This window comes from Pseudomonas cerasi, assembly GCF_027983475.1.
Lineage (GTDB): Bacteria > Pseudomonadota > Gammaproteobacteria > Pseudomonadales > Pseudomonadaceae > Aquipseudomonas > Aquipseudomonas cerasi.
In genome coordinates this window covers 857,037-875,264 of the sequence record NZ_JAQJVM010000003.1, presented here as the reverse complement: position 1 = coordinate 875,264, position 18,228 = coordinate 857,037, and the positions used below count along the sequence as shown (strand labels likewise).

The following is an 18,228-nucleotide window of genomic DNA, read 5'->3' as shown; positions in this document are numbered from 1 at the left end:
GACGGTTCAGTGCACGCGTGCTGGTTGTTGCAAGGTGTTCAAGGTTTACTTCATGTTCTCTTATGTCCATTGGCACGATCCTGTAGGTGGCGGGTACAGGCGAAGTATTTAACGACGGATTTAAAAACGACTGTCTGCTCGACTGCAATTGCCAGGTTCATTCGATGCAGCGAAGCAAGAAACCACGCGGTGCGCCCTGGCGTCCACCAGCACATGGCGGGCTCGTATAACCCGCTTCACCGCGATTATCGCTCCTGCGAAGGCTGCCGATCTGTACACCCCATTCTGTCTAGTTCCGGCTGGAGATGTTAAATTAGCCGCCATGAACTTCTTCCGAACCCATTGCTCGCCCATTGCCTGGATACTGTACGCAGTTGTCCTGTTCAATGGTCTTGCGTGCAGCATCGGTCACGGCCAGATGATGGCCGCCTTTGCAGGCACTGCAGTGGCGTCGGTCTCCCATGCAGACCATGGGATGTCGGATATGCACGGTGGGCATCACACGATGCACATGTCCATGGACGGCTCGTCCAAAAAGACGGACATGTCAGGCGGCATGAAGGCGCAGTCGGGAGACTGTTCGTTTGCCGGCACGCTGACGCTGGCGATGATTTTCTTCGTGGCGCTGGGCTGGCTGACCCGTATCCGCCGTTCTCGTTTCGTGTTGCCCGACCTCTGGCTCGGCAACCTGCCAAGGTACTCCCTCCCGCGACTCAATCCACAGGCCCCGTAGCGCCCATCGTGGACGTGTGATTATCGCTCGCACGAACAACCGATATTGTCTTTACAGCCTGCCGGAAGGTCATTCCGGCGGGGCGCGTTTATACGTTGGTGAGTCCTTATGTCTGCATCCTGTTCAAGCCCGGAGCTACGGCCTTCCGGGGCGTTTGTCGCCTTTCTGAAAAGGCTCCATTTTTACATCGGCGTATTCGTCGGTCCGTTCATGCTGGTCGCGGCCTTGAGTGGCATCGTCTATGCGCTGACCCCGCAGATCGAAGATTCGCTCTATGCGCGTGCGCTGCACACAGACAGCCGTGGTCCTGCCATGAGCTTGCAGGCGCAGATCCAGCGCGCGCAGGCATCGGCAGGTCCAGGCCTGAGCGTTGCCGCAGTGCGCCCGGCACCCCGGGAAGGGGATACCACTCGGGTCATGTTCAGCGATCCGGGCTTTGGCCCATCAGAGCATCGAGCGCTGTTCGTGGACCCGGTGAGTGGCGAAATTCGCGGCGACATGAAGGTCTACGGTACCAGTGGCGTACTACCCCTACGCACCTGGATCGATCAGTTTCATCGGGGCCTTCTACTGGGCGATGTCGGCAGGATCTACAGCGAGCTGGCCGCCTCATGGCTGTGGGTGGCTGCGCTCGGCGGTCTGGTGCTGTGGACGGTTCGCCGTCGTCGGCAGAGTCGTGAACGCGGCAACATGCGCCGCTGGCATGCAACCACGGGCGTATGGCTGTTGCTGGGGCTGCTGTTCTTCTCGGCCACCGGTTTGACGTGGTCACAGTACGCTGGCGATAACATTGGCGTACTGCGTGCCTACTATGGCTGGTCAACGCCCAGTGTGGCCACCGCACTGGGCAAGTCGGCGGCGATGCCAATGTCTATGCCCATGGACGAGCACGCCGAGCACCATATGCACATGGCGCCGACGACACAGGCATCCGTGTTGGACCCTGCCTTGTTTGACAGCGTTCTGGCCAGCGCGCGTGCCGAGCATATCGATGCAGCCAAAGTTGAGATCAGGCCATCCGCGAGCAGCGACAAGGCGTGGGTGGTCAGCGAGATAGATCGCAGTTGGCCGACGCAAGTGGATGCCGTGTCGATCAACCCGCAAACACTGGAAGTGGTCGATCACGTCAGGTTTGCAGACTATTCGCTGCCCGCCAAGCTGACCCGCTGGGGCATTGATGCGCACATGGGCGTGTTGTTCGGTCTGGCCAATCAATTGGTGCTGGTGGTGTTCGCCAGTGGCCTGGCGGCCATGGTCGTCATGGGTTATGTGATGTGGTGGCGACGTCGTCCAACGCTTTCTCAACCACGCAATCAGCAGGCAACGCTCTTGAGTCTCTGGCGCTCATTGAATCCGGGCGCGCAATGGGCGTTGATCCTGGTCGCAGTGTTGACTGGCTTTGCCCTGCCCGTATTGGGCGTGAGTCTGCTGGGCTTTATCGTCCTGGACGCGCTGCTGGGCTACCGGCGAGCCGCAAGACCCTTGGTCGACGGCAAGGTGTAACCCTTAGTTGCGCGGATTACCAAGCGCATCGAGCAACTGTTTCCCGACCAGGGCCGTCTGCTCGATGGCTTGTCAGTAGCGGATATCGCGGTCGCTCAATACGCTGCGACCGTTCCGTCCTTCCTCGGATCGGTCCCGCCCACGTATCCATGCGCGGTGCGCTGGATAATCTGCGCACCGCCGAAGGCAAACACGCCGCTCGGCTCTTCGACATCGATGTCGTGACCCTTGGCGCGCAGTGCTTTCACCACCTCGGGGTCAAACGCACGCTCCACGGCGACTTTCAGGCCGGATTCGATCCTCCAGCGCGGTGCGTCGGCAGCGGCTTGCGGGTTCTGTTTGTAGCGCAGGATGCGCATCATCATCTGCAAGTGACCCTGCGCCTGCATCGGGCCGCCCATCAAACCGAAGGACATCAGCGGCGTGCCGTCGGCATTCATGACAAAACCGGGGATGATGGTGTGGAACGGGCGTTTGCGCGGCGCGACGTAATTGACGTGCTGCGGGTCCAGCGAGAAGCCCGCGCCGCGGTTCTGCATGCTGATGCCCGTACCGGGTACCACCACACCCGAACCGAAGCCCATATAGTTGGACTGGATGAACGAGATCATCATGCCGCTTTCATCCGCTGCCGACAGGTACACCGTGCCACCCGGTTTTGGCGAGCCGTGCCCGGGATTGGCGGCCTGATCGGTGATCAGCCGTGCGCGTTCCGTCAGGTAAGCCTGGCCCAGCAAATCGGCTGAGGGCACGCGCATGTGCTCGCTGTCGGCGACATGTTCGTCGAGGTCGGCCAGGGCCAGTTTCATTGCTTCCAGCACCGGATGAACCGTCTCGAGGCTGTCCACCGGGTGTTTACCGACGCCCAGTGCTTCGAGCATGGTCAGGCCGGCAAGGGCGGCAATGCCCTGGCCATTGGGCGGCAGTTCATGCACCACAGCGCCTGCGTATGGCACTGACAGGGTGTCGATCCAGTCCACAGTGTGCGTCGCCAGGTCGTCGAGACTCATCACGCTGCCATTGGCGTTGGCATGGGCGATGATTGTTTGCGCCAGTTCGCCGCGATAGAACGCTTCGCCTTTGGTCTGCGCGATCAGTTCCAGCGTGCGGGCATGGTCCTTGAGCCGGATTTTCTCTCCGGCCATGGGGGCCTTGCCATCCGGCATGAAACACTCGGCAAAGCCCGGTTGGTCCTTGAGCAGATGCGCGCCGCGTTTCCACAGCTCGGCGATAATCGGTGTGACCTGATAGCCATCGCGGGCGTAGCCGATCGCCGGTTCGGCCAGGGTCGCGAAGGGCAGTTTGCCGTAGCGTGCCGAAAGCTCCACCCAGGCCGACACTGCACCCGGCACGCTGACCGCAGGCCAGCCGCGTTGCGGCATCTGGCTCTGGCCTTCGAAGTATTCCGGTGTCCAGGCCTGTGGCGCGCGGCCGGAAGCGTTCAAGCCCTGCAGCTTGCTGCCGTCCCAGACGATGGCAAAAGCATCGCTGCCGATGCCGCAGCCGGTGGGCTCTACCACAGTCAGCACCATGGCCGCGGCGATGGCGGCGTCGACCGCATTGCCGCCACGGCGCAGCATGTCCAGCCCGGCCTGAGCGGCCAATGGTTGAGAGCAGGCGACCATATTGTTGCCCATCACCGGCGAGCGGGCCGACGCGTACGGTTGGTTGTAATCCAGATCATCGAACATAAGCGTTTCTCTTTGGCAGAAGACGAAAGGTTTAGCCCTTGGGGTCCAGCGCATCGCGCAGGCCGTCACCCAGCAGGTTGAAACACAGGACTGTGATGTAGATCGCCACACCTGGCGCAATCGACATCCACGGCGCCTGCTCCATGAAATTTTTCGCAGTATTGAGCATCGAGCCCCAGGACGGCGACGGCGGTTGCTGGCCCAGGCCGAGAAACGACAGGCTGGCTTCGGCCAGAATCGCCGAGGCGATGGTCAATGTGGCCTGTACCACCAGCGGCGACATCACGTTGGGCAGCACGTAACGCAGGATGATCCAGCGATCCGGCAGACCGATGGCTCGGGCACCTTCGAGGTAATCCTCGTGTTTGATCGACAGCACCTGGCCGCGGGTCAGGCGGGCAAAGATCGGCATCGCGGACAGGCCGATAGCGATCATCGCGTTGGTCAGGCTGGGGCCGAGAAAGGCGCCCAAAGCGATGGCCAGCACCAGGAACGGACAGGACAACAGCGCTTCCATGACCTGCGAGATGATCATGTCCAGCTTGCCACCGAAGTACCCGGCCAGCAGGCCCAGCGGCACGCCGATGACCATGGCGATGGCCACCGAAACACCACCGGCCAGCAGCGAACTGCGTGCGCCATACAGCAAGCGCGAGAATAAATCGCGCCCCAGTTCGTCGGTGCCCATCCAGTAGATCAATGAAGGTGCCTTGCGTACCGCGAGGAAGTTGGCTTTGAGCGGGTCATGAGGCGCAATCCAGGGCGCCAGAACGGCGGCCAGGACAAACAGCAACAACACTGCCGCGCCAATCACTGCGCCTTTGTTGGCCAGGAATTTTTTCAGAAAAGGCGAGCGACTGCGGGGCAGGATCGCGCTGTGCGACAGGCTGGCGATAGCGGTCATCAGGCAGTCCTCAGGCGTGGGTTGATCAGGCGATAAAGCACGTCTGCCAGCAAGTTCAACATCAGGAAGCCAATCGCGACACATAACACCACGCCTTGCACCACGGCGTAGTCACGGTTGAATACGGCGTCGACAATCATCTTGCCGAACCCCGGAATGCTGAATACCTGCTCGGTCAACACCGCACCGCCGAGCAACTCGCCGAACAGCAATGTCGTGAGGGTGATGATCGGCATCAATGCGTTGCGCAACGCATGCTTGAGAATCACCGTGCGCGGGAACAATCCCTTGGCCCGTGCGGTGCGGACGTAGTCAGCACGCAGGACTTCCAGCATGGCGCTGCGGGTGTGGCGCATGAGAATCCCGGAAAGCCCGGCACCCAGTACGAACGCGGGCAGGATCAGGGTCTTCAGGTTTTGCCCGAAGTCCTCACCCATCGGCACAAAGCCGGAGGCGGGTAGCCACTGCAGTTTCACTGCAAAGATCATGATCAGCAGAATACCCAGCCAGAAGTGCGGGATGGAAATCCCCGACAGCGCCACCACGTTGGCCCCGTAATCCACCGCAGTGCCTTTGCGCACCGCCGAAATGATCCCGGTGGGAATGCCGATAAACAGCGCAATCAGCAGGGCCAGCACGGCCAGTTCGATAGTCACCGGCAGTTTCGACGCCAGCAGCGTGGTCACCGGTTGCTCGGTGCGCAGCGATGTTCCCAGGTCGCCGGTCAGCACGTTGCCGACCCAGTTGAGGTACTGCAACGGGATCGGGTCATCGAGCCGGTATTTGTCGCGCAGGTATTCCATGACCGCTGGATCGCGTTCTTCCCCGGCCATGGCCAGCACCGGGTCACCCGGCAGCAGCTTCTGCAGGGTGAAGACGAACAGCGATACCAGAATCAGCGTCGGTATCGAGCTGAGCAGGCGTCGCAGGATGAACATCAGCATACCGGAACCTCGCAGGTGCGCCCGTCAGTCATGGCTTGAACGCGACATTGTTCAGACGAATCAGACCGTCCGGGTTAGGGACGAAACCGGTCACGTTGTTACGCATGGCAATGATTCGCGGGTCGAAATACAGGTAGGCGGTCGGTACTTCATCGGCCAACAAACGCAGCGCTTCGTTGTACAGCGCCTGGCGTTGTGCAACGTCGTTCACGGTGCGCGCCTTGTTGAGCAGTTCGTCGAGCCTGGCGTTACAGTATTTACCGTCGTTCTGGCCGCCTTTGCAGGTCACGAACTGATGGATATCGCCGTCCGGATCAGGACGGCCCGACCAGGCGCTCATGCCGATCTGGAAGTTGCCGCTCGCCTGTTCGCTGAGCATCGTCGCGTATTCAGTGGCAATCAGGTTGACCTTGAAGCCTGCTTCTTCAGCCATGGCCTGAATGATCTGCCCGACCTGCTGTGCGATGGGGTTGTTGGCCACTTTCAGGTCCACCGCCAATGGCAGCTTCACACCGGCCTGAGCCAGCAGCGCCTTGCTTTTCTCGATATCGCGAGCCGGGATCGGCTGGTCCTTGTCGTAATACGGGCTGTTTTTCGGGAACGGCTGAGCGCTTGGCGCGTACAGACCCTCGAACACCACCTGGTTGATAGCATCGCGGTCGATGGACAGCTCAAAGGCTTTGCGTACGCGCTTGTCCTTACCCATCGGCGAGTTGGCTTTTTCACCGTTGCCGATGTTGAACATCAGTTGCATGTAGCCCAGGCCGGGTGTGTTGTAGATCGCCAGCTTGCTGTCACCCTTGACCGTTTTCACATCGGTTGGTGCAACACGCTCGATGGTGTCCAGGTCGCCGGAGCGCAGGTTGGCCAGGCGCACCGAGGTATCTGGAATCGGCAGGAACACCACTTTGTCGAAGTGATAAGCCTGTTTATTCCAGTAGTTGTCAAAACGCTCCAGCACGATTCGATCCTGCTGCACGCGCTGCACGAATTTGTAAGGGCCGGAGCAGACCGGGTTGGAGGCGAATTCGCCTTGCGCAGCTTTCGGCGCGAGCATCATTCCGGCGCGGTCAGACAGCTGTGAAACCAGCGTGGCATCGGCCTGCTTGAGCTTGATGGCGACGGTTTTTGCGTCTATCACCTCGACGCTGTCCACCGAGGCCAGCTCGCTTTTGCGCAGCGAGTCGGGGAGGGTGCGGGCGCGGTCGAGGTTGAACTTCACCGAGGCGGCATCAAAAGGTTCGCCATCGTGGTACGTCACGCCTTCGCGCAACGTCATGGTCAGGGTTTTACCGTCTTCGCTCCAGTTCCAGGCGGTGGCCAGTTGCGGCGAGTAGGTCAGGTCCGGGTTGACGTCCACCAGTTTGTCGCACAGCGCGGTGTAGACCAGACGGCCAGAGTAGGTGCGCGAACGATGCGGATCAAGCACATCGGGATCGTCCTGAATGCCGATGCGCAACGTCGATTCGGCAAAGGCAGCGTTGGCGGCCAGCAATAACAATGTTCCTGTCACGACGCGTGCGATTTTCATGGCTGGCTCTCCACTGCAAGGGATTGATGGTGCTTGAACAGATTCAGGCGCTGGGTGTAGGCAGCGCTGGGTGTCGGAAGGATCAGCGTGGCGCTGCCTGCGTTGGCGATTTCACGCCAGAAGTGGCAGGCGACCTGGCGTTCGGCCTCGACTGTTTCCATGACCGGCGCAGCGTCCTTGCACAGCGCACGGGCGTGCGGGCAACGGGTATGAAAGCGGCAACCCGAAGGCGGGCGGCTGGGGCTGGGCATATCGCCGCCGAGGAGCGGACGCGGCTGGCGCAGGTCAGGGTGGCTGACCGGCACAGCGGCCATCAGCGCCTGGGTATAAGGGTGCAAAGGGTTTTCGAACAGCGCGTCGACCGGCGCCAGTTCGACGATTTCACCCAGGTACATCACCGCCACGCGGTCGCTCATATGGCGAATCACGGCCAGGCCATGGGCAACAATCACCAGGGTCAGGCCGAATTGATGCTTGAGGTCTTCGAGCAGGTTGACCACTTGCGCCTGCACTGAAACGTCCAGCGCCGAGACCGGCTCGTCACCGAGGATCAAGCGCGGCTCGGAAGCCAGGGCGCGGGCAATGCCGATGCGCTGGCGCTGACCACCGGAGAACTCATGGGGATGCCGACCGCCGTGTTCCGGAGCCAGACCTACCGTGCGCAACAACTCGGCGACTTTAGCCTGACGGTCGCTACGGCTGGCCTGGCTGTGCAGCCAGATCGGTTCGCCAACGATGGATTCCACGGTCATGCGTGGATTCAGCGAGGCGAACGGGTCCTGAAAGATGATCTGTAAGTCACGGCGTACCTGACGCAGTTTTTCCGGCGTCAGGTTGGCCAGGTTGCGGCCCTCGTAAATCACGTCGCCCGCAGTCGGTTGCAGCAGGTTGAGCAGCAAGCGGCCAAGGGTGGATTTACCCGAGCCGGACTCGCCTACCAATGCCAGCGTCTCGCCCTTGCGGACTGACAGGTTGACCTCATTGACAGCCTGTACCGGCGGCTTCTTCGGCTGCAAAAGGCCGCTTTGCACGGTAAAGTGCTTGCTCAGGCCGATGCCTTCCAGAATGGGTTTCTGCGCGTTGCTGTCGGGGCTGACGCGCCCGGCGATGTCTGGTCTGGAAAGGTTCACGCACTGACTCCCACATGCTGTTCCAAAGGCGCACGGATGCACGCGGCGAAGTGTCCGGGAGACAACTCAAGCAGCGGCGGGCGTTCGTCTCGGCATCGCTGGATCACGAACGGGCAACGCCCGGCGAAACGGCAACCGCCCGGCATTTCTGCCGGCGTCGGCACCCGGCCGTTAATGGTCGCCAAACGACCTTCACGAGGGCCGATCGAGGGCATCGAGCCCATCAGGCCGATGGTGTACGGATGCTGCGGATCGTCGAACAGGGTTTTCACCGGGCCGCTTTCCACGACACGCCCGGCGTACATGACCATGACGTCATCGGCGACTTCGGCGACTACACCCAGATCGTGGGTGATCAGAATCATCGCTGTGCCGGTCTCGGTCTGCAGGTTGGCGATCAGCGAGAGGATTTGTGCTTGAATGGTCACGTCCAGCGCAGTCGTCGGTTCATCCGCGATGATCAGCGCCGGGTCATTGGCCAGCGCCATGGCAATCATGGCCCGCTGCCGCATGCCACCCGAGAGTTCATGTGGGTAGGCGTCCAGCCGCTGGCGAGCGTCCGGCACGCGGACCTTTTCCAGCATGTCCAGAGCCCGCTGGCGGGCAGCCTTGTCTGAAAGGCCCTGATGACGCATCACGCTTTCAGCGATCTGCTCACCGATGGTGAAGACCGGATTGAGGGAGGTCATCGGCTCCTGGAAGATCATCGCCATGCGGTTGCCGCGCACGTCCAGCAGGCGCTCTTCGGACATGCCCAACAAGGCTTCATCGATCAGCAGCGAGTCGCTGGCGTCTACCTTGGCCGTCGTCGGCAACAGGCCCATCAGGCCCATTGAGGTCACGCTCTTGCCGCAGCCGGACTCGCCGACGATGGCCAGGGTCTTGCCGCGCTTGACGGAAAACGACACGCCGTCGACAACATTGGCGGGCGCACCGGCAAAGCGGACGGTCAGGTCGCTGATGCTGAGCACCGTGCCGTCGCCGTTTTCTGTGAGGTGGGCAGTGGCGCTCATAGGCTGGCCTCCAGGTCTTGGTTGATGACTGTGTTCAGGGCCTGTTGCAGCGCACGTAAATGGCCGCGCATGGCGGTGGCGGCTTTGATCGGATCGCGGCTTTCAATGGCGCTGACAATGTCGTCGTGATCGTGGCTGTAAGTGTCGAGGCGGTCGGCATTGCGCGCCCGGTGACGCAAGTCTCGCCAGGCGGGGTCCAGACGAATCGCATCGAGCATTTCGAAGATGTCCAGCATCAGCCGATTACCCGCGGCTTCGGCAATGGCACGGTGCAGGGCGCTGTCCCACAGCTCGATGCCTTCGGCATCGGTCTGCTCGGCGACCTGCTGGCGAGTGGTGCGCTCGGCAAGGCGGCGCAGAATCGCCATCTGTTCACCATTGGCCCGTACCGCCGCCAGTGAGGCAAGCGCTGGCTCCAGGTGCAGGCGCGCTTCCATGACCTCGGTGAAATTGGTCCGGCCGGAAAGCCGCGCGAAGCTCATGGCGGCACTGGGTGGCGTCGGTCCGACAAATGTCCCCTTACCTTGCCGACGCCAGACCTGGCCTTCGGCTTCCAGCACCGACAGGGCGCGACGAACTGCGCGTCGGCTAACCCCGAAATCGGCCGCCAGATCCCGCTCGGTAGGCAATGCCCGCTGGGGGAAGGCCGCATGCTGGGCAACGATCTGGCGCAACGCGTCCAGCGCCAGTTTCGAAGAGTTGTCGATGGGGATGTCAGGGTCGAACCTTTGCATCGTGGTACTCGCGCCAGACCGAAAAAAGATGCCCTGAGCTGCCCGCAGGCAGGGGTTCCAGGCATAAGGGCTGGTGCAAGAGCGATGCCAATGAAAATTGGTTCGGTCAATTTTGCCGGGCAAGATGGCCAGCCACTGTCGCGGATCAAGCCTGGCGGGCCAATGTTCAAAGGTCCGCCGGGTTGGTCCGCGGCATGGCAAGGGGATTGGTTCGCCGTTGAGTGAACCAATTTTTCAGCGGGTACGGATTTGTTGCATCAATGCGTGCAGGGTGCGCCAAAGTGCACCGCTAGGTGCGCGACCGATGTGCCGCCTCGCGCTAAGCCGCTCGTCATTCCAGGGCCAGATCGAGCAGTGCGGCCCCCAGAGCCTTGCCGTGGGCATCGAGCGCCAGTGACCGCGTGACCCCGCCACGCAGGATGCCGGGCAGGACGAAGTTGAGCGCACCAACACGTGGCAGTTCGTAGCGCCGTACGGGTGGTCCATTTGCATCCAGCAGTTCGGCAAAGTGTTCAGTGACCCGTTGCACCGTCAGCAGCTCAGCCAGACGTGGATAATCGTCGATGCGAAAGGCAACGATGGAGATATTGGAGACGTCACCCTTGTCACCGGTACGTGTATGAGCGATGTCCCGCAATTTGGTGGTGTTCATGCCAGATCCTCCAGATGTACGTGCAAGTTGACCTGGTCTCTCGGCACAAACAACGACGCCACCGCGACTACCTGGCGGACTGACTTGCTCGCACCGCCGCCGCCGTATGGGCCGTTGGTGTAGAGGGTTTCCACCTCATTGCCGACGCGTATTGCATCGTTTTTGTCCACGCAACGCGCGGCCACCCGGAGGCGTACTTCCCAGGGCTCGCCCTCGGCGCGAGCTCCCAGGTGACTTCCATGCAAGGCATTAACGCCGATCAGTTCGGCTCGAATGTCCTCACATACCACGCCTGTCAGGGCCAGGCGTTTGAGTACGATGTCCTTCGCCAATTGTCCGCGAGCCAGCGCGCCGGGGCCGCCGTAGGACATTTGTCCTTCGCCGATCCAGCCATCCAGAAAACCTACTGACACCTTCAGCGTCGCGGGACGTGCGTGTCCGTCCGCCCCCTGAACGCGCACTTCGTCTCTGGCGATGGATTCGAAGGAAGCATCGGTGAAATCCGCGCTGACATCCGGCGTCAGATAGGCGGCAGGGTCATGCACTTCGTACAACATTTGCTCGGTGCAGGTGGCGGTATCAATGCGGCCACCGGAGCCTGCCACTTTGCTGATGACGGCGTTGCCTGCCGCATCTATCTCGGCCAGCGGGAAGCCCAGACGGTCGAGGTCTGGGACGTCTTTAACACCAGGATCCGCGAAATAGCCGCCGCTGACCTGGCCGGCACATTCGAGCAAATGCCCGACCAGGGTTCCGCGGCCCAGCAATGCCCATGCGTCCTCGGCCCAGCCGAACTCGAACATTTGCGGTGCGAGAAACAGTGAGGGATCAGCGACCCTTCCGGTAACGATCACGTCAGCATCGGCGCGCAAGGCCTGGATGATTCCTTCCGCGCCCAGATAGGCATTGGCCGAGATGAGCCTGTCGCCGAGGGATCGCAGAGACCTGCCGTTGTCGAGGGTTTGATCGGGCTGTTGCAGCAGGGCTGTGAGCACGTCATCGCCTGTCAGGGCTGCGACTTTCAAGCCGTTCAAGCCCAGTTCTGCCGCTATCCGGCGTATTTCACTAGCGGCGCCAAGCGGATTTGCAGCGCCCATGTTGGTGATGATTCGCAAGCGGCGGCGCGTACCGTCAACGCCGTTGCCCACAAAAGGCAAGACCCGGCGCATGCGCTCGCTCAGCAATGGATCGTAGCCTGCTGATGGGTCTGCCAGACGCGACTGCTGTGCCAGTGCAATGGTACGTTCTGCGAGGCATTCAAATACCAGGTAATCCAGTTGCCCATGCTCGGCCAGCTCGATCGCCGGCTCGATGCGGTCGCCGGAATAACCGGCTCCTGAACCAATCCGTATTGTTTTCATTCAGAAAACTCCTATTACCATAGCGGTCAGGGTCATGATGACCGAGGCCGCAAACAGGAAAGGGATAGTGAAACGCTGGTGGTCAGCCAGTTCGATCTTGCACAGGCCGACCAGCAGAAAGGTCGCTGGCGTCAACGGGCTGACCGGGAAGCCGGTGGTATGCACGCCAAGCAGCGACGCCTGCGCGACCTGCATCGGGTCAACGCCGAGCGCTTTGCCGACCTCGGCGACCACGGGCATGATGCCAAAGTAGAAGGAGTCCGGATCGAAGAGCAGGCTCAAGGGCATGGATAGAAAGCCTACGACGACCGGGATCAGCTTGCCGTGCCCGGCCGGGATCTGGCCTACGGCCACTTCTGCCATGGCCTTCAGCATCCCGGTGCCCTGCATGATGCCTGTGAATACCCCGGCAGCAAGCAGAATACTGGCCATGGTCAGGGCCGTTTTGGCGTGTGCGTCGATGCGTGCCCGTTGTGCGTCCACGGCAGGATAGTTGATGCACAAGGCAATCACCGTGCCGAGCATGAACATCACCACCGGATCGACAACCCCCGCGATCATTACGCCCATCACCACCAGCGTCAGCAGCAGGTTGACCCAGAACAACCGAGGCTTGCGCAGTTCACGCTCGGCATCACTGAGCACGCGTTGGTGGGGTTTTACATCGAGATTGTCAGGACCCAGGCCCAGGCGTCGCTCTTCACGCCGTCCCAGGAAGAACGCGCAGGTGAAGACGAAGATCAGTCCGACGATCTGCACCGGAATGAGCGGCTGAAACAGATCCGAAACCGGCACGTGAAGGGCTGCGGAGGAGCGCAACACCGGACCCGTCCAGGGCAGGAAGTTGACACCCGCAGCCATCGCCGTGACGCAGGCCAGTATGCGTTTATCCATGCCCAGCCGCGTATACAACGGCAGCATTGCCGGAATGGTCACGAGAAAGGTCACCGCGCCGGAGCCGTCCAGATGCACCAACAGCGCCAGCAGTGCGGTGCCCATGACGATGCGGGTCGGCCGTGTACCGACCCGTTTGAGGATGCGATCGATGATCGGATCGAGCATGCCGGCATCCGTCATGATGCCGAAGAAGAGGATGGCGAATACAAACATCCCGACTACAGGCGCAACGTTCTTGATGCCTGTGATGATGAAACCACTGGTTTGCAGACCAAAACCAGCGAGGAGGGCGGCGATGATCGGGAGGGCGATCAATGCAACCAGGGGAGATATGCGTTTGCTCATAATACTGACGAGCATGGCAAGGATGGTTATCACACCGAGTGTGGCGAGCATGGGCAGATCCTCTTTGGCATCCCTGTGCGCGGCAGCGACGAGACACCCTCTTGTTGTTTTGCAAGAGTAATAACAACGACGCTATGCTCTGTGAATTGAAATATTCAGTGGGTCTTGTTCGGAAAAACAAAATGAAGAATTCGATCCAGCACATCCGCGCCTTTCTGTCAGTCGCTCAGACCGGCAGTTTTTCCAAGGCCGCAGCTGCTCTCAACTTGTCGCCGTCTGCACTGACCGTACAAATCCAGCAACTGGAAGATTGGCTTGGCGTTGCCTTGCTGGAACGAAGCCCGCGTCATGTCTGCTTGACCGGCGCCGGGCAAAATGCGCGTTTACCCATGGAAAAACTGCTGTTGGATCTGGACAACATCGTTACTGCTGCGCGGGATATTGCAGCCTCACGACGCGGCTTGATCACCATCGCCGCCTTGCCATCGCTGTGTTCCGGTGTACTGCCTGTCGTGTTGAAGACGTTCCGCGAGCGGTTTCCCGGTGTCGAGGTCAGACTGCGAGATGTCGTCGCGCAACGCATCGACACGCTTGTCATGGAGCGCGAAGTGGATTTCGGATTAGGCGTACAGGCTCGGCCCACTCATGGGCTGGAGTTCAACGCGATATTGGAAGACCGGTTGTGCCTGTTCGCCCCAAAAGACCATCCACTGGCAAAGCGTCCGACAGTGAGACTGGACGAGATAGCTGTTTTTCCGATCGTTCTTACCGGCAGGGAAAGCAGCGTTCGCGATTTGGTCGAGCGAGTGTTTGCTGACGAGCAACTGCCTTTATCTGCGGGGCTGGAAGCCAATTACATGTCTACCGTGCTGGCGTTGGTCAGGCAGGGGCAGGGCGTTACACTTCTTCCGGAGTCAGCGGACGATGGGCGGGGAGACCTGAGCAAGGTGCCAGTTGATCATCCGGGTGTTGTTCGGCAAATCGGGCTCATTACCCGTACGGAGCACACAATGGCCCCAGCTGTTGTCGAATTTGTTCGGTTGCTGGAGGGGCTGCGCACGCTCGGCGATCCCAGCCATTGATTTCCTGTTATACGAATGGAATAGGATGGGATAGAAGAAAGACGGGTGTCTCGGCATTGCGTCCCGGTTTCTGACTCAAGGTATGCAACGATGAAAGTATTGTTCATGTGCACCCACAACAGCTGCCGCAGCATTCTGTCTGAGGCGCTTTTCAACCATCTGGCGCATCCAGGTCTGGAGGCAGTCAGCTCGGGCAGTTTTCCCAGTGGCCAGGTAAATCAACAGGCTTTGCGAACCCTGGAAGCAGCAGGTATTTCCACCGCAGGCCTTAGCAGCAAGGCTTCGGACGTTTTTGAAGGCTCGCTTCCAGATATCGTGATCACCGTCTGTGACAGGGCTGCAGGTGAAACCTGCCCGATCTTCTTCGGGCCTGCCCTGAAGGCGCATTGGGGGCTGGCTGATCCTTCCGAAGTCTCCGGGTCGGAAGCGCAGATCACCGCAGCGTTTGAAAGTACACTCGCCAAAATTCGCGAGCGTGTGACAGCGTTTCTTGCGTTGCCACTGGAGGCCATCAGCACCGACCAGCTCAAGGCCGAACTTGATCGTATAGGTTCGCTTTGAAGAGCAATAAAGGTTGCTACGACCAGGCTGACAACTGCTTCGAATTCTCCAGCTCACTCGAAATGAAGATCCCATGCAGCTCATTACCGAAATCATTCATCCCGAACTGAAGTCCACACAGGGCAGAATATTCAGACGCCATGCGGCACGCGGCATCGTATTGAGGGATGAGAAAATACTTTTACTGTTCACTGAACGCTATAACGACTTCAGCTTTCCTGGAGGCGGCCTTGATGCAGACGAGGACGTTGTTACAGGGTTGAAGCGTGAACTTGAAGAAGAGACGGGCGCTCGCGAAATTCAGGTGCTCCAGCATTATGGTTACATCGAAGAATACCGGCCCTATTGGAAGCCCCAGTATGATCTGATGCACATGACCTCACATTTTTATCTGTGCGAAGTCGCGCACCAATTAGAGCCCGTTAGAATGGAAAGCCATGAAATAGCCAATGGCATGCGGCCCGTCTGGATCAGCGTAACTGAAGCCATCGCTCATAATGAGGCTGTTATGCAGCGTCAGGAGTCTTCGATGGGGCTGTCCATACAACGCGAGACCTTAATGCTGAGAAAAGTCGTCTCGGAGTTGGTCGTCAATCGGTGAGTATTTTATGTCTGGGTCAAGTGCAGGAGGGGCGCTTGTGGGGGGGGATTGATAACTCAACTAAATGACTGTTTAGTTGAGTTATCAATCTCAGGGACTTTAAGGTTGGGCGAGGGCGGTTGTTCTGCAGGCGAATATGAGTCTCACGTTCCTTGGTAGATCGTCATCAAAAGCTCGCTGACTCAACCTGATTTTAATCATCTGCTAAAAAGAGACTTGGCCGGTAATGCATTTTTGAACTTCACCACCAACCCAGATGCCTTCACCGATCTGTTCTACCTGAATTCGTCCGCGACGTCCCAACGCCGTACCTTGGCTGACGGTATATCGTTTTGGCATTAGCCCGGCGGGTATTAGCCATTGGGCAAGGCTGGCATTAAGGCTACCAGTAACAGGGTCTTCTGCAGACCTGTTACTAATGAAGGCTCGAACTTCGACATCAGCTTCTGCATCTCGCCCGACCCAAGGCGCAAAGGCCCCTACGTTTAACCCATTCAGTGCTGCATAGTCTGGATGTACTGCCAACAATTCTTCACGCGTGCGCAGCATTACCACAACCCAACCCGGGCCGTTGTCTGCCCATTGGCTCGCAATAATACGGTCAGGTGCAACACCCAATCCATCGATGATGCGGTGCAAAACATCGTCTTCAACCGCGCCTCCACGTAGCAACGGTGGTGCCGCGAAAGACAAACGAGGGCCGTCGCGGCGGATGTGAACTAAACCTGCATCACACTCCTGAACGACTTCTTTACTTTGCGAAAAACCATGATCCCCCAACCACACGTAACAGCTGCCTAAAGTAGGGTGGCCAGCGAAAGAAAGTTCACGGATTGGAGTAAAGATACGTACACGATAATCCGCATCAGGATGGGTAGGACGCATGAGAAATGTCGTCTCGCTAAGGTTTGTCCAACGTGCGAACGCGGCCATTTGTTCGGTGGTCAGATCATCAGCGTCGCTTACGACTGCCAGGGCATTGCCTTCCAGGGGCTTACTGGCGAATACATCAACCTGGTGAAAACTCAGTGTATTGGGCATAAAGCGCTCGTCGGTCGGGTTCCGTGGGAAAGGTAACCCTAAATACATCGCAGGATAGTGTCTACATAGCCGCACGAACGACCCTGCGAAGAGCCAGTTCTTGAGTCCAGGAGCCCGTGATTGGATCTGGTTCTCGACCCCATTATTGTTAATGGGTACAACCGAATCATCGAGGTATCGCGACAGCGCTGCGTAGCCATCACGGATAAGGCTTTTTCTTACCGTATTCGGCGCTGTAAATCCGGCTACAGGTCGTGGGCTTCGCTATCAATTTCGTAAAGCAACTCGATACAGCGCAGGGCTCGCTCAGTGTTTTTAGCTTCGTGATAGATCAATGTGCGTGGCGGTTTCACTCAGGATTGATTCGAGGCTGGTTGCATGTGTCGACAGGAGCCTTTTCCTGCGGAAACGCTGCCAAGATCGCGTAACATCCTGTTACGCATAATGTATATTATGTTAAATTATGTGTGTTTCTATGTCTGTATATGTGTAGCCGCTTTCACCAATCCTTACCTCCCTTTCATGAACCCCGATGCCTCGACCTCCCTCTGTGCTTGCTGACGCTGCATCGGCGAACCTTCCACGGCCAACATTTGATTGTGAGGTGCTTCATAAATGAAGCACCTCAACTATCGCGGCAAGCAGTAAGCAGACGCTAGCCACGACGGTAAGCCGTAATCGCATCGGAAGGTACCAGGCGGGCAAGCTTATAACCCGCGAGAGTTGCCTGTCCTGCCAGAGGTGGACAACAAAGCCGATGACCAACAGCAAGCAACCCAATGGCATTGGCAGTAACGTGGCAATCCAGGCAATAAGTGCAGGGATGACACTCCAGATGAACCGGCCGCTGCGCTGCTCGGCTTTCATGTCTTGCGCGGTCATGGCGAAGCCCCAGTGCAAGGCGCCGACGAAGCTCAGGATGACGGCTCCATAGTTAACAAGCGCAATCGCAAACAGCGGCCGATAGTCGCCAGAGAACGGGATCAGCAGCGCCAGAGAAATAAACGGCAAAAGACCGCCATAACCCAGCATGCTGATGGGCTTTGGCAGAGAGGTTGAAGGCAACGCGTTCATGTGTATTCCTTGCAGTGAGACACTCAAGACTGTAGGCCCAAAAGCCCCGCTTGAGCGAGGCATTAACGGCAGGTGGGCTCCGCCTCATTACCCGGCCTTAAGGGTAACCCCATATCGTGATTGAGCCGAGAGCAGTGACCATTTGAGTAAATTGAACGATATCCCGCATCGGCCCCCTGCCCGGCCTATCCAGATCAAACCCCAGCGTTGATCTTCAAGGCGTGCAATCAGTTTGCTACTTGCTGACGGAGTCATCTCATGAGCCCTGGCAGCAGAAAAAGCCCTGCTTTCCGTGCTTTTGCCCGTCGTTGCGCGCCACCATCGTTGCTCTTTCACGTGCGCAATAAAGCAAATCTTATGGCCTTCAGATATCAGGGAACTGACAAGCCAGTATGAGCCACTTAAACGACGGTGATGTCTGGAACCCTTTG

17 protein-coding genes and 1 pseudogene are annotated in these 18,228 nt (G+C 59.1%); 5 read left to right on the top strand and 13 right to left on the bottom strand.

Features of this window, described 5'->3' with window-relative positions; genetic code table 11:
- Positions 1 to 322 precede the first annotated feature (322 nt).
- A complete protein-coding gene (locus PI739_RS19480; RefSeq protein WP_054080930.1) occupies positions 323 to 733 on the top strand; it encodes a DUF2946 family protein in 411 nt (136 codons plus the stop codon).
- Between the two features lie 108 nt (positions 734 to 841).
- The gene (locus PI739_RS19475) at positions 842 to 2,236 is read left to right on the top strand and encodes a PepSY-associated TM helix domain-containing protein (RefSeq protein ID WP_054080929.1); all 1,395 of its coding nucleotides are present in this window, start codon (positions 842 to 844) and stop codon (positions 2,234 to 2,236) included.
- 95 nt (positions 2,237 to 2,331) lie between these two features.
- Here the strand turns inward: PI739_RS19475 and PI739_RS19470 are convergent, their stop codons facing one another.
- The 10 genes from PI739_RS19470 to PI739_RS19425 form a co-directional block, all read right to left on the bottom strand.
- Complete coding sequence (locus PI739_RS19470; protein ID WP_176556632.1) at positions 2,332 to 3,927, bottom strand: gamma-glutamyltransferase family protein; 1,596 nt, start codon at positions 3,925 to 3,927, stop codon at positions 2,332 to 2,334.
- Positions 3,928 to 3,958: 31 nt separating this feature from the next.
- Complete coding sequence (locus PI739_RS19465) at positions 3,959 to 4,831, bottom strand: ABC transporter permease (protein ID WP_003370958.1); 873 nt, start codon at positions 4,829 to 4,831, stop codon at positions 3,959 to 3,961.
- Positions 4,831 to 5,775 carry an ABC transporter permease gene (locus PI739_RS19460; protein WP_003435284.1) on the bottom strand — a complete coding sequence of 315 codons (945 nt, stop codon included), beginning with the start codon at positions 5,773 to 5,775 and terminating at the stop codon, positions 4,831 to 4,833. Before PI739_RS19460 ends, PI739_RS19465 begins: the two co-directional genes overlap by 1 nt.
- A gap of 28 nt (positions 5,776 to 5,803) precedes the next feature.
- Positions 5,804 to 7,306 carry an ABC transporter substrate-binding protein gene (locus tag PI739_RS19455; RefSeq protein WP_271352112.1) on the bottom strand — a complete coding sequence of 501 codons (1,503 nt, stop codon included), beginning with the start codon at positions 7,304 to 7,306 and terminating at the stop codon, positions 5,804 to 5,806.
- A complete protein-coding gene (locus tag PI739_RS19450; protein ID WP_003435279.1) occupies positions 7,303 to 8,436 on the bottom strand; it encodes an ABC transporter ATP-binding protein in 1,134 nt (377 codons plus the stop codon). Before PI739_RS19450 ends, PI739_RS19455 begins: the two co-directional genes overlap by 4 nt.
- Positions 8,433 to 9,449 (bottom strand): ABC transporter ATP-binding protein, encoded by a 1,017-nt coding sequence (locus PI739_RS19445; protein ID WP_003370963.1) that lies wholly within the window; start codon positions 9,447 to 9,449, stop codon positions 8,433 to 8,435. The genes PI739_RS19450 and PI739_RS19445 overlap by 4 nt, the downstream gene beginning before the upstream one ends.
- Positions 9,446 to 10,183 (bottom strand): FadR/GntR family transcriptional regulator, encoded by a 738-nt coding sequence (locus PI739_RS19440; protein ID WP_003401136.1) that lies wholly within the window; start codon positions 10,181 to 10,183, stop codon positions 9,446 to 9,448. The genes PI739_RS19445 and PI739_RS19440 overlap by 4 nt, the downstream gene beginning before the upstream one ends.
- A gap of 331 nt (positions 10,184 to 10,514) precedes the next feature.
- Positions 10,515 to 10,835: an AtuA-related protein gene (locus PI739_RS19435; RefSeq protein ID WP_060707809.1), complete on the bottom strand. Its 321-nt coding sequence runs from the start codon at positions 10,833 to 10,835 to the stop codon at positions 10,515 to 10,517.
- Positions 10,832 to 12,196, bottom strand: coding sequence for an acyclic terpene utilization AtuA family protein (locus PI739_RS19430; protein WP_096137310.1), 1,365 nt, complete (start codon positions 12,194 to 12,196; stop codon positions 10,832 to 10,834). Before PI739_RS19430 ends, PI739_RS19435 begins: the two co-directional genes overlap by 4 nt.
- Entirely contained in the window at positions 12,197 to 13,489 is a 1,293-nt protein-coding gene (locus PI739_RS19425) for a CitMHS family transporter (RefSeq protein WP_003314918.1), read from the bottom strand.
- Positions 13,490 to 13,620: 131 nt separating this feature from the next.
- Between PI739_RS19425 and PI739_RS19420 the strand changes: the two genes are divergently transcribed.
- The 3 genes from PI739_RS19420 to PI739_RS19410 all read left to right on the top strand — a co-directional run bounded on the left by PI739_RS19420 (position 13,621) and on the right by PI739_RS19410 (position 15,682).
- Positions 13,621 to 14,520 carry a LysR family transcriptional regulator gene (locus tag PI739_RS19420; protein ID WP_042930937.1) on the top strand — a complete coding sequence of 300 codons (900 nt, stop codon included), beginning with the start codon at positions 13,621 to 13,623 and terminating at the stop codon, positions 14,518 to 14,520.
- Between the two features lie 90 nt (positions 14,521 to 14,610).
- The gene (locus PI739_RS19415; protein ID WP_099265958.1) at positions 14,611 to 15,081 is read left to right on the top strand and encodes an arsenate reductase ArsC; all 471 of its coding nucleotides are present in this window, start codon (positions 14,611 to 14,613) and stop codon (positions 15,079 to 15,081) included.
- A 73-nt stretch (positions 15,082 to 15,154) separates the two neighbouring features.
- Entirely contained in the window at positions 15,155 to 15,682 is a 528-nt protein-coding gene (locus tag PI739_RS19410; protein WP_099265957.1) for an NUDIX hydrolase, read from the top strand.
- A gap of 204 nt (positions 15,683 to 15,886) precedes the next feature.
- Here PI739_RS19410 and PI739_RS19405 read toward each other — a convergent pair whose 3' ends face one another.
- From PI739_RS19405 to PI739_RS19395, 3 genes and pseudogenes are all read right to left on the bottom strand, one after another.
- Positions 15,887 to 16,723 (bottom strand): PhzF family phenazine biosynthesis protein, encoded by an 837-nt coding sequence (locus PI739_RS19405; protein WP_271352111.1) that lies wholly within the window; start codon positions 16,721 to 16,723, stop codon positions 15,887 to 15,889.
- 78 nt (positions 16,724 to 16,801) lie between these two features.
- Positions 16,802 to 16,912, bottom strand: a pseudogene (locus PI739_RS19400) (IS66 family transposase); the annotation flags it as partial.
- A 420-nt stretch (positions 16,913 to 17,332) separates the two neighbouring features.
- Positions 17,333 to 17,797, bottom strand: coding sequence for a DUF3429 domain-containing protein (locus tag PI739_RS19395; protein WP_096107405.1), 465 nt, complete (start codon positions 17,795 to 17,797; stop codon positions 17,333 to 17,335).
- Between the last annotated feature and the right edge of the window lie 431 nt (positions 17,798 to 18,228).